This window comes from Stenotrophomonas sp. CASM114 (assembly GCF_049384325.1).
Lineage (GTDB): Bacteria > Pseudomonadota > Gammaproteobacteria > Xanthomonadales > Xanthomonadaceae > Stenotrophomonas > Stenotrophomonas muris.
On record NZ_JBMRGJ010000014.1, the window covers coordinates 48088 to 63155 of the forward strand.

General features: G+C 68.2%; 15 protein-coding genes. 12 read left to right on the forward strand and 3 right to left on the reverse strand.

Annotation, left to right across the window (positions count from 1 at the left end; all coding sequences use genetic code 11):
• Positions 1–36 precede the first annotated feature (36 nt).
• The 5 genes from VG566_RS14025 (at position 37) to VG566_RS14045 (ending at position 6188) form a co-directional block, all read left to right on the forward strand.
• Positions 37–3150 carry a response regulator gene (locus tag VG566_RS14025; RefSeq protein ID WP_241883811.1) on the forward strand — a complete coding sequence of 1038 codons (3114 nt, stop codon included), beginning with the start codon at positions 37–39 and terminating at the stop codon, positions 3148–3150.
• Positions 3147–3971: a CheR family methyltransferase gene (locus VG566_RS14030; protein WP_075076806.1), complete on the forward strand. Its 825-nt coding sequence runs from the start codon at positions 3147–3149 to the stop codon at positions 3969–3971. The genes VG566_RS14025 and VG566_RS14030 overlap by 4 nt, the downstream gene beginning before the upstream one ends.
• Positions 3971–4546 carry a chemotaxis protein CheB gene (locus tag VG566_RS14035; protein WP_046430340.1) on the forward strand — a complete coding sequence of 192 codons (576 nt, stop codon included), beginning with the start codon at positions 3971–3973 and terminating at the stop codon, positions 4544–4546. Before VG566_RS14030 ends, VG566_RS14035 begins: the two co-directional genes overlap by 1 nt.
• Complete coding sequence (locus VG566_RS14040; protein WP_032957670.1) at positions 4543–5676, forward strand: hybrid sensor histidine kinase/response regulator; 1134 nt, start codon at positions 4543–4545, stop codon at positions 5674–5676. Before VG566_RS14035 ends, VG566_RS14040 begins: the two co-directional genes overlap by 4 nt.
• Before the next feature lie 83 nt (positions 5677–5759).
• Positions 5760–6188 carry a BLUF domain-containing protein gene (locus VG566_RS14045; RefSeq protein ID WP_053494381.1) on the forward strand — a complete coding sequence of 143 codons (429 nt, stop codon included), beginning with the start codon at positions 5760–5762 and terminating at the stop codon, positions 6186–6188.
• Positions 6189–6191: 3 nt separating this feature from the next.
• Here the strand turns inward: VG566_RS14045 and VG566_RS14050 are convergent, their stop codons facing one another.
• Positions 6192–6515: an ArsR/SmtB family transcription factor gene (locus VG566_RS14050; RefSeq protein ID WP_032957672.1), complete on the reverse strand. Its 324-nt coding sequence runs from the start codon at positions 6513–6515 to the stop codon at positions 6192–6194.
• Between the two features lie 86 nt (positions 6516–6601).
• On the opposite strand from VG566_RS14050, the gene VG566_RS14055 reads away from it, so the two are divergent.
• The 3 genes from VG566_RS14055 to VG566_RS14065 all read left to right on the forward strand — a co-directional run bounded on the left by VG566_RS14055 (position 6602) and on the right by VG566_RS14065 (position 8569).
• Positions 6602–7039, forward strand: a complete 438-nt coding sequence (locus VG566_RS14055; protein ID WP_032957673.1) for a YeeE/YedE family protein — start codon at positions 6602–6604, stop codon at positions 7037–7039.
• On the forward strand, positions 7036–7449 hold the full coding sequence (locus VG566_RS14060) for a DUF6691 family protein (RefSeq protein WP_032957674.1): 414 nt from the start codon (positions 7036–7038) through the stop codon (positions 7447–7449). Before VG566_RS14055 ends, VG566_RS14060 begins: the two co-directional genes overlap by 4 nt.
• A 67-nt stretch (positions 7450–7516) precedes the next feature.
• Complete coding sequence (locus VG566_RS14065; RefSeq protein ID WP_014646937.1) at positions 7517–8569, forward strand: linear amide C-N hydrolase; 1053 nt, start codon at positions 7517–7519, stop codon at positions 8567–8569.
• Here the strand turns inward: VG566_RS14065 and VG566_RS14070 are convergent.
• A complete protein-coding gene (locus tag VG566_RS14070) occupies positions 8566–9372 on the reverse strand; it encodes a DUF6491 family protein (protein ID WP_241883812.1) in 807 nt (268 codons plus the stop codon). The two genes, VG566_RS14065 and VG566_RS14070, sit on opposite strands and share 4 nt — an antisense overlap.
• A 103-nt stretch (positions 9373–9475) precedes the next feature.
• Between VG566_RS14070 and VG566_RS14075 the strand changes: the two genes are divergently transcribed.
• Positions 9476–10171, forward strand: coding sequence for an AraC family transcriptional regulator (locus tag VG566_RS14075; RefSeq protein ID WP_241883813.1), 696 nt, complete (start codon positions 9476–9478; stop codon positions 10169–10171).
• 167 nt (positions 10172–10338) lie between these two features.
• Positions 10339–11289, forward strand: coding sequence for a DMT family transporter (locus VG566_RS14080; protein WP_032957678.1), 951 nt, complete (start codon positions 10339–10341; stop codon positions 11287–11289).
• Between the two features lie 9 nt (positions 11290–11298).
• On the opposite strand, the gene VG566_RS14085 is transcribed toward VG566_RS14080, so the two are convergent.
• A complete protein-coding gene (locus tag VG566_RS14085) occupies positions 11299–11622 on the reverse strand; it encodes a hypothetical protein (protein ID WP_241883814.1) in 324 nt (107 codons plus the stop codon).
• A 27-nt stretch (positions 11623–11649) separates the two neighbouring features.
• Here VG566_RS14085 and thrA point away from each other — a divergent pair, with 27 nt between their 5' ends.
• A complete protein-coding gene (gene thrA / locus VG566_RS14090) occupies positions 11650–14154 on the forward strand; it encodes a bifunctional aspartate kinase/homoserine dehydrogenase I (protein ID WP_241883815.1) in 2505 nt (834 codons plus the stop codon).
• Positions 14151–15065, forward strand: coding sequence for a homoserine kinase (locus VG566_RS14095; protein ID WP_049406512.1), 915 nt, complete (start codon positions 14151–14153; stop codon positions 15063–15065). Before thrA ends, VG566_RS14095 begins: the two co-directional genes overlap by 4 nt.
• Positions 15066–15068 lie beyond the last annotated feature (3 nt).

The window sequence follows — 15068 nt, forward strand, 5'->3', positions numbered from 1 at the left end:
CCATCTTCCACCCTTTGCCTTCTGGAACCGACCTGCATGCGTCCTGGTGCGACTACGCGTGACCGCTGGATCTGGATGACCTCTGCCGTATTGCTGGCGGCGACCATCGCGCTGGAACTGGTGGTGCCGCTGGGATACGCGGTCTGGCTGGCCTATTTCCTGGCCGTGGGCGTCACGGTGTTCCAGCGCAGTGCGCGCGCGCCGTTCGTGGTCGCGATGATCGCCTGTGTCCTGCTGGTGATCGGCTTCAACGTGGCGCCCGCCAGCAACAACTCGTCGTTCTCGTTCGTCAACCGCACCATCGGTGGCTGCGCCTTCCTGATGATCGCGCTGATCGTCTCGCGCGCCATCCAGGCCCGCCGCCAGGCCATGCGCGCGCTCTGGCTGCAGGAGGCCGAGAACGCGGTGGCGTCGAGCCTGCGCGGTGACCTGGGGCCGGAGCAGATCGCCGAGGCGGCTGCGACGAGCCTGGCCGGGCAGCTGGACGCGGAGGTCGGTGCGGTCTATCGGCTGGAAGGCGGACGGCTGCAGCTGACCGGTGGCATGGCGCTGCCTTCGGGCGCGCCGGCCTCGCTGGCCCTGCACGAAGGGCTGGCCGGGCAGGTCGCTCGTGATGAACGGATCCGCCACCTGCATGGCGACGATGCCGCCGTGCTTGAACTGCAGACCAGCCTGGGCCGGCTGCCGGTGCGCGAGCGCATCCTGGCGCCGCTCAGCAGCGACGGCGCCGTGGTCGGCATCATCGAACTGGGCCGCGCCCGGGTCGGTGAACAGCGTGATCTGGATCGCGAGCTGCTGGAGCGCTGTGCCGAGACCATCGGCATGGCGCTGCGCGCATCGCTGTTGCGTGCGCAACTGGTGGTGCTGCTGGAAGAGTCGCAGCGCCAGGGCGAGGAGCTGCAGGCCCAGCAGGAAGAGCTGCGCGTGGCCAACGAGGAACTGGAAGAGCAGAGCCGCAGCCTGCTGCAGTCGCAGAGCCACCTGGAAGAACAGCAGGCCGAGCTGGAACAGAGCAACGTGCAGCTGGAAGAGCGCACCCACGAGCTGGAGGCGCAGAAGCAGGCGCTGCTGGTCGCGCAGAGCCAGCTGGTGCGCAACAGCAACGAACTGGCCGCGACATCGCGCTACAAGTCCGAGTTCCTGGCCAACATGTCGCACGAACTGCGCACGCCGCTGAACAGCTCGCTGATCCTGGCCAAGCTGCTGGCCGACAACAAGGACGGCACGCTCACCGAGGAACAGGTGAAGTACGCCCGTGCGATCCTCTCGTCCAACAACGATCTGTTGGCACTGATCAACGACATCCTCGACCTGTCGCGCATCGAGGCCGGCCATGTCGAACTGTCCGATGAAGTGGTGGTGGTCGACAGCGCGCTGCAGCGCCTGCGCGAGACCTTCGAGCCGATGGCGCGGCAGAAGGGCCTGGCCCTGCAGATCGAAGCCGATGCGCTGGCACCGAGCCAGCTGGTGGTCGACAGCCAGCGGCTGCAGCAGATCCTGAAGAACCTGCTGGCCAATGCGGTGAAGTTCACCGAGCACGGAAAGGTCAGCCTGCACGTGCGTGCGGCCGGCAATGGCCGCATCCGGTTCGAGGTCTGCGACACCGGCATCGGCATCGCCCGCGAGCAGCTGGACGTCATCTTTGAAGCCTTCCGCCAGGCCGACGGCAGCACCCGCCGTCGCTACGGCGGTACCGGCCTGGGCCTGTCGATCTCGCGCGACCTGGCCGAGCGCATGGGCGGCCAGATCCAGGTCGACAGCGAGCCCGGGCGCGGCAGCTGCTTCATCCTGGAGCTGCCATTGCAGGGCGCCCCCGCGGCGAGCGCAGCCGAGGCTGCCGAGGCCCCCGTGGCAGTGCCGGCGCCGGCACGGACACCGGCCGTGCTGCCGCCCGCGCCGGTGCGCGCTGCCACTGCGTCGGCGCCGGCCACTGTGTCGGCCGGCGTGGCCGACGACCGCGGCCGCCGCCAGCGCGCCGGGCGCCTGATCCTGGCGGTCGAGGACGATGCCACGTTCGCCGAAGCACTGGTGGCCCTGGCCCATGAACTGGACTTCGACTGCGTGGTGGCGGGTACGGCGGAAGAAGCGCTGACACTTGCCAGTGAGCTGCGTCCAAACGGCATCCTGCTTGATATCGGCCTGCCGGACGTGTCGGGCCTGAGCGTGCTGGAGCGCCTGAAGCGCAACCCCGAAACCCGCCACATCCCGGTGCATGTGGTCTCGGCAACGGACCGCAGCCAGGTGGCGCGCGAGCTGGGCGCGATCGGCTTCGCGATCAAGCCGACCACGCGCGAGCGGCTGGTGACGGCCATCGAGCAGCTGGAACAGACCAGCCAGCGCGACGTGCGGCGCCTGCTGATCGTCGAGGACGACAGCGAGCTGCGCAGCAACCTGGAACTGCTGCTGGGCCGCGACCAGCTGCAGATCGTCGCGGTGGGCACCCTGGCCGGTGCACTGGAACAGCTCAGCACGGTCACGTTCGACTGCATGGTGATGGACCTGTCGCTGCCCGACGGCAGCGGCTACGACCTGCTTGAACACATGGCCGGCAACGATGAGGTCGGTTTCCCGCCGGTGATCGTCTATACCGGCCGCGCGCTCAGCCGCGAGGAAGAGCAGCGCCTGCGCCGCTATTCCAAGAGCATCATCATCAAGGGTGCGCGTTCGCCGGAACGCCTGCTGGATGAAGTGACCCTGTTCCTGCACAGCGTCGAGGCCAGCCTGCCGACCGACCAGCAGCGCCTGCTGCGCGAAGCGCGCCGTCGCGACACCGTGCTCGATGGCCGTACCGTGCTGCTGGCCGAAGACGATGTCCGCAACATCTTCGCGCTGTCCAGCGTGCTCGAACCGCTCGGCGTCACGCTGGAGATCGCGCGCAATGGCCAGGAAGCGGTGGATCGCCTGGCCGAGCGTGAGGTCGATCTGGTGCTGATGGACATCATGATGCCGGAGAAGGATGGGCTGGCCGCGATGCGCGAGATCCGCGCGCAGCGCCACCTGCAGGACCTGCCGATCATCGCGCTGACCGCCAAGGCCATGCCGGACGACCGTGAGCGATGCCTGCAGGCCGGTGCCAACGATTACATCGCCAAGCCCATCGATGTCGACAAGCTGGTCTCGTTGTGCCGTGTCTGGTGCTCGCGGCAATGAACGAGCAGGCGCTGTTCGACCTGGAACTGAAGGTGCTGCTGGAAGCGCTGTACCAGCGCTACCACTACGACTTCCGCAGCTACGCGGTATCGTCGCTGCGGCGGCGCATCCGCCAGGCCATGCAGCGCTACGAGTGCGAGCGGCTGGCCGACCTGCAGCACCGCCTGCTGCACGAGCCGGACCTGTTCGCGCAGGCGATGCAGTTCTTCACCGTGCAGGTCTCGGAGATGTTCCGTGACCCGGCCTATTTCCGTGAGCTGCGCGAGCAGGTGGTGCCGGTGCTGCGCACCTATCCCTCGGTGAAGCTGTGGGTGGCTGGCTGCAGTACGGGCGAGGAAGTGTGGTCACTGGCGATCCTGCTGCACGAGGAAGACCTGCTCGAGCGCAGCATCGTTTACGCCACCGACATCAATCCGGCAGCGCTGGCCACCGCCGAAGCCGGCGCCTATGGCATCGACCGCATGGCCCAGTTCAGCCGCAACTACCTGGCGGCCGGCGGCACCGCTTCGCTCTCCGACTACTACGCCACGGCCTACGATGGCGCGGTGTTCAACCGCCAGCTGCGCCGCAACGTGGTGTTCGCCGACCACAGCCTGGCCACCGACACCGTGTTCTCCGAAGTGCACCTGGTGTCGTGCCGCAACGTGCTGATCTATTTCAACCGCGACCTGCAGGATCGCGCGGTGGGCCTGTTCCGTGATGCGCTGGTGCATCGCGGCTTCCTTGGCCTGGGCAGCAAGGAGTCGCTGCAGTTCGGGCGCCACCACGGTGCGTTCGAGGTCTGCTCGCGCGAGCATCGCCTGTACCGGAAAGTCGCCTGATGAGCCTGCCGATACGACCGGCCGTGCTGGTGATCGGGGCCTCTGCGGGTGGGGTCGCAGCGCTGCAGACGGTGCTTGGCGCGCTGCCTGCGGCACTGCCGGCGCCGGTGCTGGCAGTGCTGCACCTGCCACGCGATCGCAGCAGCCGCATCGCCGAAGTGCTGGCGCCGTACTGCGCGCTGCCGGTGCGCGAGGCCGAAGACAAGCAGCCGCTGCAGCCTGGCACGGTGACCTTTGCGCCACCGGACTATCACCTGCTGGTGGAAGACGCCGGTTCGCTGGCGCTGTCGGTGGACGCCCCGGTGCTGTTTTCTCGCCCGGCCATCGATCCGCTGTTCGAGTCGGCGGCAGCGGTGTTCGGCGCGCAGGTGCTGGCCTTGCTGCTGACCGGTGCCAGCAGTGATGGCAGCGAAGGCGTGGCCGCCGTGCGCGCCGCTGGTGGCCGCGCCTGGCTGCAATGTCCCGAGGAGGCCGAGGCATCGATGATGCCGGCCTCCGCCCTGCAGCACGCTGGCGCCGATGCCGTGCTGCCCCTTGAACTGATGTGCCGTCGCCTGAAGGAGTTGTTTGCATGAACCTGTTGCCACCGGACCCTGCGCAGTCGCAGACCCCGGTCAACCTGCTGATCGTCGATGACGTGCCGCAGAACCTGGTAGCCATGCAGGCGCTGCTGCAGCGCGAGGGCGTGAACCTGCTGCTTGCGGGCTCGGGTGCGCAGGCGCTGGAGCTGCTGCTGGAGCACGAGGTGGCGCTGGCATTGCTGGATGTGCACATGCCGGAGATCGATGGCTTCACCCTGGCCGAGCTGATGCGCGGTTCGCACCGCAGCCGCGATGTGCCGATCATCTTCCTGACCGCCTCGCCGGATGACCCGGTGCGTGCCTTCAAGGGCTACGAAACAGGTGCGGTCGATTTCCTGCACAAGCCGGTCGCACCGCAGGTGATCCTGAGCAAGGTCAACGTCTTCATCGAGCTCTACCAGCAGCGCCAGCTGCTGAAGGCGCGCAACGAGGCGCTGGAACGTTCGCTCAAGCTCAACGAGACGATGGCGGCCGTGCTCACCCATGACCTGCGCACGCCGCTGTCGGCGATCCTGCTGTGTGCCGACAAGCTGGCGCTGGAGCTTCCAGAGGACAATGCCGGTGCGCAGCAGACCCTGAAGCACCTGGAAGCCAGCACCCTGCGCATGGCGCGGATGGTCGAGCAGCTGCTGGACTTTTCGCGGATCCGCAGCGGCGGCCTGCGCCTGCAGGCAAGTGCCTGCGATCTTGCGGAAGTGACGCGTGCCGTGGTGGCCGAAGCGGGCAGCGCCCACGGCCACGCACGGGTGCATCTCGACATGCAGGGCGATACCCGTCTGCAGGGTGATCTGGATCGGCTTGGCCAGGTCGCCGCGAACCTGGTCGGCAACGCGCTTACCCATGGCAGCGAGGCGAGGGTGGAGGTGGACGGCCGCGATCCGCGCAGCGTGCTGCTGCGGGTAAGCAACGCCGGGCGGATCGACGACGCGCTGCTGCCGCGATTGTTCGAGCCGTTCAAGGCCAGTTTCCACCCCAGCAATGGCCTGGGGCTGGGCCTGTACATCGTTGATCAGTTCGTCCGCGCGCACGGCGGCCACATCGGCGCGCGCAACGAGGCGGGGCAGGTGGTGTTCGAGGCGACGCTGCCACGGCGCTCTGAAAGCCCGGCAACGGCGGCCAGCTGAATCCTTCAGCAAGCGACGCGTGGATCTGAGACGGGCTCGTCCGCAACTGCTACCGTGGCGGCAGATATTGCCAAGGAAGCACCATGCCACTGCGTGCGATCGCCTATGTCAGCCGGGCGCTGCCGGATCTCTCCGCTCGACGGCTGCAGGCGCTGGTCGACGATGCGGCCCGCTTCAACAAGATGGCCGGCGTGACCGGCGTGCTGCTGCACGACGGCGGGCGTTTCCTGCAGTACATCGAAGGGCCGCCGGATGGCATCGGTTCGGTCTACGAACGCATCCTGCAGGCCGGCAGCCATATCGACATCATTGAACTGGCGCGCGGCCGCCTGGGCCAGCGCCAGTTTCCGTACTGGTCGATGCGTGCGCTGCCGGTGGAGCAGGCGCTGTTGCGCCAGCTGTCATCCAGCGACTGGTCGGGCTTTACCCGTACGCTGCAGGGTGATCGCTCCGCGCCGACGCCGGTGGACCTGCTCGACAACGTTGTGCAGCCAGCACTGCACGCCGGCTGAGCGTCAGCCCGAGGTGCCGCCGCCGCAATAGGCGGCATGCAGCGCCTGCAGCACGCCCAATGCGGGCCCTTCCTGCATGCGGTAGTGGATGGCCTGCGCTTCGCGCCGGGTCGCCACGATGTCCATATCGCGCAGCACAGCCAGGTGCTGCGACAGCGCGGACGCACTTAATCCGGTCAGCGCCTGCAGCTCCGGCACCGGCGCTTCGCCTTCGACCAGGCGGCACAGCACGCGCAGGCGGGCAGGATGGGCCAGGCGCTTGAGCAGGGCAGCGGCCTGCGCGGCGTGCTTGGCCATCGCGGCACTGTCGAGCGGGGTGCTGGGCATGGTTGACCTTTTTGTTTAGACGTGTCTAATTTAGATAAATCTAATTAAAAGGGCAATCCCATGAAGGGCGTGAATGAGGGCAGGGCATGAACCTGCCGTGGACTGCGGTAGCCGGCGGTGGGTTGATCGGCGCCGCCGCAGTGCTGCTGCTCGCCACCCTCGGGCGTGTGGCCGGTATCAGCGGGATCGCCGCAGGCAGCCTGCGCGCAGCGGAAGGCGAGCGCGGATGGCGCTGGGCCTTCCTGTCTGGCCTGCTCGCGGCGGCCGGGCTGGTGCTGTGGTGGCAGTCGCTGCCCGACGGGTTGCCGCGGGTACAGTTGCGCGATGCCTTGCCTGCCTGGCAGTTGATCGGCGCCGGCCTGCTGGTGGGCTTCGGCACCCGCTTGGGCAGTGGCTGTACCAGTGGTCACGGCGTCTGTGGCATGGCTCGCGGCTCGAAGCGCTCGCTGCTGGCGGTGCTGGTGTTCATGGCCTGCGCGATGCTGACGACGTTCCTGATCCGCCACGGCGGAGGCCTGGCATGAGCCGCGCGACAGGGGCCGCGGCAGCGGCGGGTGCGCTGTTCGGTGCGGGGCTGGCGCTTTCGGGGATGACCGACGCGCGCCGTGTGCTCGGCTTCCTCGACATTGCAGGTGATTTCGATCCCGCCCTGGTGTGGGTGCTGGGCTCGGCGCTGCTCGTCAGTGCGGTCGGCCAGCGCTGGGTGCTGCGCCGCGCGCAGCCGTGGTTCGCGGTGCGCTTCCAGCTGCCCAGTGCGCGTGATGTCGATGCGCGCCTGCTGCTGGGCGCCGCACTGTTCGGTATCGGCTGGGGATGGGCTGGCTATTGCCCGGGACCGGCCATCGCCGGGCTGGCAGTCGCATCGCGTGAAGCGCTGTGGTTCGTGCCTGCAATGCTTGCAGGTTTCTGGCTGCACGATCGGGTCGTACGCTGAGGCTTCACCCCTGTGTCACCCTGCGTGCGGTCAGATCCGGGGTTCACGGGGAAAGGAGCACAACGACATGGTACGGATGAAGTGGACGGGCAGGGCAATGCTGGCGGTCGCACTGGCCGCTGCGGTGGCACCGGCGCTGGCCTGCACGCGCGCGGTGTACCTGGGTGACAACGGTGATGTGATCACCGCACGCTCGATGGACTGGAAGGTCGACGTGGCGACCAACCTCTATGTGCTGCCGCGCGGCATCGCGCGCACCGGCCAGGCCGGACCGAAGTCGCTGGCCTGGACAGCGCGCTATGGTTCGGTGGTGGCCACCGGCTACGACGTGTCGACCACCGATGGCATGAACGAGAAGGGCCTGGTGGCCAACCTGCTGTGGCTGGTCGAATCGGAGTATCCGCAGCAGCGCGGCAACAAGCCGGGACTGGCGATTTCGCTGTGGGCGCAGTATGTGCTGGACAATTTCGCGACCGTGGACGAGGCGGTGGCGGCGCTGAAGCGTGAGCCGTACTCGATCGTCACCGACAAGGTGCCGGGCGAGGACCGCCAGGCGACGCTGCATCTGTCGCTGTCCGACGCGAGCGGCGACAGTGCCATCGTCGAGTACATCGGGGGGCGCCAGGTGATCCACCATGACCGGCGCTACCAGGTGATGACCAACTCGCCGATCTTCGAGCAGCAGCTGGCACTCAACAGCTACTGGCAGCAGATCGGTGGCACGGTGATGCTGCCGGGTACCAACCGCTCGTCCGACCGCTTCGCGCGTGCGTCGTTCTACATCAACGCCATTCCCAAGGCCGAGGACCCGGTGGAAGCGCTGGCCAGCGTGTTCAGCGTGATCCGCAATGCGTCGGTGCCGTACGGCATCACCACGCCGGGCGAGCCGAACATCTCATCGACGCGCTGGCGCACGGTGGCCGACCACAAGCGGCGGTTGTACTTCTTCGAATCGGCGCTGACCCCCAACACCTTCTGGATCGATCTGAACAAGGTCGATTTCGGCGGCCAGGTGCTCAAGCTCGACCTTGGCAAGGACCAGCGCAACACGTTCGCCGGCGATGCATTGGGTCACTTCGTACCCAGTGCACCGTTCGCCTTCCTTGGCGTGGACGGCTAGCGCGAGGCCTGGTCCGGCGCGTCCTTCGGATAGACCGCCAGCACGCTGCAGCCCGGGCGGGCGAAGCGCGGCGTGCTGGCGCGCATGTCGCCGGGGATTCCGGACGGCGTCTCCACGATGCGATCTCCCGGATTGCCACAGATCAGGCCGTTCTGGAAACCGGACTGGAATTCCACCGAGGTCGCCCCGGCCAGGATCGAGCAGCTGCCGGCCAGTTCGACGCGGTAATAGCGATTGCCGCCATTGCGGCGCGGATTGGTCTCCACCACTACGCCTTGCGGATCCTCGTTCCAGCTGCGCACATGGCGGGTGGCGAAGCAGAACGCTGGCGAGGCCTGGAAGGTATGGCGCGGGCTGTTGCCGCCACGGCTGGGCTTGCCTGTGGCGGTCACGTTCACCGGCGGCAGGGTGGCCGCGTACAGGCGGCTGCTCTGGCGAGCGGTGCTGGCGAACTGCCGGTTGTCGATGGGGGTGACACTGCCGACGCCGCAGCGGCGGCCATCCACCATCACCTGTTCACTGGGGCGGCCGCAGGCCCAGCCCGAAGGCGCCTCCAGCCGCAGTGCGCTGGCTTCGTTGACACCCGGGCAGGCTGCGCTGAAGTCGATGCGGAAGGCCTGGCCCCTGCCATCACGGACCGCGATGGCGGTCGGTGTCTCCTGCTCGACCTGGCGTACGTCACGTGCGTCCAGGCAGTGCGGTGCAGGTGCGATGCGCTCGGCGGCCGATGGTGCGGATGGCGCCTGGGCCAGGGCGGCCAGGGGTAAGGCGCTGGCCAGTGCCAGTGGAAGCAATCGGATCATGCTGTTCATCCTGCCATCCCTGCGTCTGTAACTGGCTGGAACATAGCATGGCCGGTGCCGGGGCCGCGTTGCAGGGAAATGCCAGCACGCGCACACTCGTCATATGGGCGCGATCTTCCACCTGCGGCACTACGGCCAGGCCACCGGCCTGGACCGTCATGACTACGCGCAGTGGGTGCTGCCGCTGCAGGGCGAACTGCAGTTCGAGATGCAAGGCCGCGGTGGTCGCCTGGACCTGCTGCAGGGGGCCTTCGTCGCGGCTGGCGAAGCACACGACCAGATGGCCGATGGCCCGAATGCTTTCGTGATCGTCGACTGCCCCCGGGGTGTGCTCGATGACGGTACCCAGGAACACCTGTGCCGCCAGCGCTGGCTGCATCTGCCACTGGCGCTGCGACAGCGCCTGGCGCAGGTGTGTGAGGGCCAGGCACTGCCGGCCCTGTTGCCGCAGCTGCTCCAGGTGTTCGCACCGGCGGGCAGTGGTGCGCGCCTGCAGGGCCTGTGCGCGGCGGTGCAGGTTGATCCGGGCCAGGCGTGGCCGGTAGCACGCATGGCCGCCTTCGTCGGTGTCAGCGAAAGCCGGTTGCATGCGCTGTTCCAGCGGGAGTTCGGGCTGAGCCCGCAGGCCTGGCTCAGTGCAAGCCGGTTGCGTTGGGCCAAGCACCAGCTGCGTACCAGTGCGGCGCCGATCAGCGATATCGCGCTGGCGGCAGGCTATTCCGAGCAGAGTGCACTGACCCGTGCGCTGCGTCGTGAGTGCGGGCAGACGCCGGCCGCCTGGCGCAGGGGCGCCATCTGACCTGTAGAGCCGAGCCCACGCTCGGCTGCCCTTATCTGCACAGCGGCCAATCGCAGCCGAGCATTGGCTCGGCTCTACAGAGATGACAAGGCAATAGCCTCGGTCAAGAGCGCCCGCTGGCCAGCGCTTACACTGCGCGGCCCGTTCTCTTCCCCCGAAGAACCCGAATGCGCAACAACCCGATGGCCCTGGGCATCGCCAATGGCGTTGCCGCTGGCGCGCTGTGGGGCGTGGTCTTTCTCGCGCCCGCCGTGCTGCAGTCGTTCAATGCCCTGCAACTGTCCGCCGGTCGCTACCTGGTCTATGGCCTGATTGCCATCGCTCTGCTGCTGCCGCGCTGGAAGCGGCTGGCACCGCGGCTGGGCCGCGCCGAATGGTTCGGGCTGCTGTGGCTGAGCCTGGCCGGCAACCTGGTGTACTTCCTGCTGCTGGCCACGGCGGTGCAGTGGGCCGGTGGCGCGGCGGCGTCATTGATTGTCGGCCTGATTCCGGTGGTGGTCACTGTGGTTGGCGTGCGCGAGCAGGGCGCGGTGCCGTTGAAGCAGCTGCTGCCGGCGCTGGGCCTGTGCGTGCTCGGCGTGGCGCTGGTGGGCTGGGAAGCATTGATGTCCGAACACCTCGCAACACCGTGGCGGCAGCGCCTGATCGGCCTGCTCTGTGCGTTCGGCGCGCTGTTCTCGTGGGCGCTGTACTCGATCGGCAACAGTCGTTGGCTGGCACGCCGGCCGGACCTGTCCAGCCACGACTGGTCGTTGCTGACCGGCGTCACCACTGGCGGCCTGGCCCTGCTGCTGGTGCCGATGGCCTTCATCGGCCACAGCGGTACCCACACCGCGGCGCAGTGGAGTGGCTTCTGGGCGATCAGCGCCGGCGTGGCAGTGGTGGCCTCGATCCTCGGCAACGCGTTCTGGAACCGTGCCAGCCGCCTGCTGCCATTGACCCTGACCGGGCAGATGATCGTGTTCGAGACGCTGTTCGCGCTGGCGTATGCCTTCGCCTGGCAGCAGCGCTGGCCCTCGCTGCTGGAGGCGCTGGCGATCGTGTTCCTGGTGGCCGGCGTGATGCTGTGCGCGCATGCCCATCGCTCGCCACGGGCGATCGCCGAACATGCAGGCTGAATGTGGGCGTCAAGCGTGCTGATACCGGCTTGGTCTCAGATGCAACCAAATGCCGGCACGTTGGCCGATGATCGCCGCAATGATTTTTTGCATCGCAGCACTTGACAGCGGACCGGCGCACAGTGTTTTCTGTGCGTCATGGTCCTTGATGCCGCCCACGCCAGCCTGATCGCCCCCGCCATTGCGGGCCGTCCGACTGCGCCGGTCGCCACCACCACCATTACCACCACCACCACCGTCACCACTGCCCTGGTGCGGCCCGTCGTCTTCGTGTAACTCCCGAAAACCACGGCCCCGCACCATCCAGGTGGCGGGGAAACTCGACACCTGCATGCGACGGGGCCTCCTAACGAGGTCTGCATGTCTTCCCACGCCCCCGCCCATCCCGTTGCCCCGGCCGATCTGGCTGCACCGTCCACTGTCGTGCACAAGTTCGGCGGCACCTCGGTGGCCGATGCCGAACGCTATCGCCATGTTGCCGGCCTGCTGCTGGCCCGTCCTGAGTCGCTGCAGGTCACTGTCGTCTCGGCGATGAAGGGGGTCACCGACGCGCTGATCGATCTGGCGCAGCTGGCGGCAAAGGGTGACCAGGGTTGGCGCGAGGCCTGGCATGCCCTGCGCGCGCGCCACCGTGGCGCCGCCGTGGCGCTGCTGGGCGAGCAGGTCGGCGAGACGGTCGAATGGATCGACGCCCGCTTCGATCAGCTGGCCGAAGTGCTGGCGGCGCTGGCGGTGATCGGCGAGCTGCCGCGCGAGGTGCTGGACCGCGTGCAGGGCCTGGGCGAAGTGTTCTCCGCGCAGCTGCTTGGCACCCACCTGCGTGCCTTGGGCGAAGACTGTGCGGTGCTCGATGCGCGCGACGTGCTGGTGGTCGGGCATGGCGAGCTGGGCGTCGATGTCGACTGGGAAGCCAGCGCCGACCGCCTCGCGCAATGGCGCCTGCAGCATCCGCAGCCGCGCCTGGTCGCCACCGGTTTCGTCGCGCGTGACCGTGATGACCGCATCACCACCCTGGGCCGCAACGGCAGTGACTACTCCGGCGCGATCTTCGCCGCGCTGTTCAATGCCGATGAACTGCACATCTGGACCGACGTCGACGGCGTGCTGTCAGCCGACCCGCGGCTGGTACCCGAAGCCGTGCAGCTCGAATCGCTCAGCTACGACGAGGCCTGCGAACTGGCCTACTTCGGCGCCAAAGTGGTGCACCCGCAGACGATGTCGCCGGCGATCCGCCTGGGCCTGCCGATCTTCATCCGCAATACGTTCCAACCGGCGCATCCGGGTACGCGCATCAGTGCCGAGCGCTCGCCGCGTGGGCCGGTAAAGGGCCTGACCCTGAGCCCGGGCCTGGCCCTGTTGAACCTGGAAGGCACCGGCCTGATCGGCGTGCCAGGCACTGCAGAGCGCGTATTCGCTGCCCTGCGCCAGGCGCAGGTGTCGGTGGTGATGATCTCGCAGGGTTCGTCGGAACATTCGATCTGCTGCGTGGTGCGCGCCGCCGAAGCTGCACGTGGCCGCGAGGCGCTGATGCATGCGTTTGCGCATGAGCTGTCGGTGGGCCAGGTGCAGCGCGTGCAGGTCAGCGAGGGCGTCAGCGTTCTGGCGGCGGTGGGCGACGGCATGGCCGGTCAACCCGGCGTGGCGGCACGCCTGTTCGAGGCGCTGGGCCGCGCACAGGTGAACATCCTGGCAATCGCGCAGGGCTCGTCCGAGCGCAACATTTCGGTGGCGGTGGACAGTGCTGATGCCACCCGCGCCCTGCGCGCCGCGCATGCTGGCTTCTGGCTGTCGCCGCAGACCTTCGCGGTGGGTGTGATCGGGCCTGGCAACGTCGGTGCCGCGCTGCTGGACCAGCTGCTGGCCGCGCGCCCGCAGTTGCTGGCCAAGGCCAATGTCGACCTGCGCCTGCGCGCACTGGCCTCGCGTTCGCGCATGCGGCTGGATGCGGATGGGCTGCATGCCGACTGGCGCGAAGCCCTTCAGCAGGCGGGTGAGCCCAGCGATCTGGATCGCTTCACCGAACACCTGCTGGCCGCGCACCTGCCGCATGCGGTGGTGATCGACTGCAGTGGCAGTGCCGAGGTGGCCGAGCGCTATGAGGGCTGGCTGGCAGCCGGCATCCACGTGGTCACCCCGAACAAACAGGCCGGCGCCGGGCCGCTGCCGCGCTACCAGCGCATCCGCGCCGCGGCGGCGGCCAGTGGTGCGCGTTTCCGCTACGAGGCCACGGTGGGCGCGGGCCTGCCGGTGATCACCACGCTGCGTGACCTGGTCGATACCGGTGACGAGGTGCTGGCCATCGAAGGCATCTTCTCCGGCACGCTGGCCTGGCTGTTCAACCGCTTCGATGGCAGCCAGCCGTTCTCGCAGCTGGTCGCGCAGGCGCGGTCGATGGGCTACACCGAGCCGGACCCGCGTGACGATCTTTCGGGCGTGGACGTGGCGCGCAAGCTGGTGATCCTGGCCCGCGAAGCCGGCCACCCGCTCAGTCTTGAGCAGGTGGAAGTGGAAAGCCTGGTGCCGGCGCTGCTGCGCGAGGGCAGCGTGGATGACTTCATGGCGCGGCTGGGCGAGTCCGACGCCATCCTGCTGCAACGCCTGCAGGATGCGCGGGCGCGTGGTGCGGTGCTGCGCTATGTGGCACGGCTGGGTGCCGACGGCGCCTCGGTGGGGCTGCAGGAACTGCCGGCCGATCATGCCTTCGCCAACCTGCGGCTGACCGACAACGTGGTGCAGTTCCGCACCCGTCGCTACTGCGACAACCCGTTGGTGGTGCAGGGGCCGGGTGCGGGTCCGGAGGTGACGGCAGCGGGTGTGTTCGCGGACCTGCTGCGGGTCGCCGCCGGTGAAGGAGCGCGGCTGTGATCGCACGTGCGTTCGCGCCTGCCTCGGTGGCCAACGTGGCAGTGGGCTTCGACATTCTCGGCCATGCCATTGCCGGTATCGGCGATACCGTGAGCGTGCGCCGCATCGACGAGCCGGCGGTGCGGATCGATGCGATCCGTGGCAGTGCTGTCGCGCTGCCACTGGACGCCGCCGGCAACACCGCCGGGGCTGCGCTGATGTCGCTGCGCGAAGGGCTGGGCCTGGATTTCGGATTCGCGGTGGAGATCGACAAGGGCATTCCGTTCGGTTCCGGCATGGGCGGTTCGGCAGCGTCGAGTGTCGCGGCGCTGGTCGCCGCCAATGCGCTGCTGCAGGCCCCGTTGCCGCGCGAGGCGCTGTACCCCTACGCGCTGGATGGTGAGGCGGTGGCCAGTGGTGGCCGTCACGGTGACAACGTCGGCCCGCTGCTGCTGGGTGGCCTGGCGCTGTGTACGGCCGATCGCCTGTTGCCGGTCCCGGTGCCTGCCAGCTGGCACAGCCTGCTGGTGCATCCGCACGCGGTGCTGGAAACGCGCCGTGCCCGCCAGGCCCTGCAGGGCAGCTATGCGCTGGGCGAGTTCGTGGCCCAGAGCGCGAACCTCGCGCTGGTGCTCAGTGGTTGCCATCGCAGTGATGCGACGCTGGTACGCGCGGGACTGCGCGACGTGCTGGTCGAACCGCGACGGGCCGGATTGATTGCCGGCTTCGAGGCCGCCCGTGATGCAGCGCTGTCGGCCCATGCAATGGGCGCGGGCATCTCCGGTGCCGGACCCAGTGTGTTCGCCTGGTTCGAGGATGCCGACCAGGCCCGTGCCGCCGTGGCGCCGGTGCAGGCAGCGTTCGCTGCGGCCGGCTTCGACAGTGACGCCTGGGTATCGCCGCTGGATGCGCCGGGAGCCCGGCTGTGCTGAATC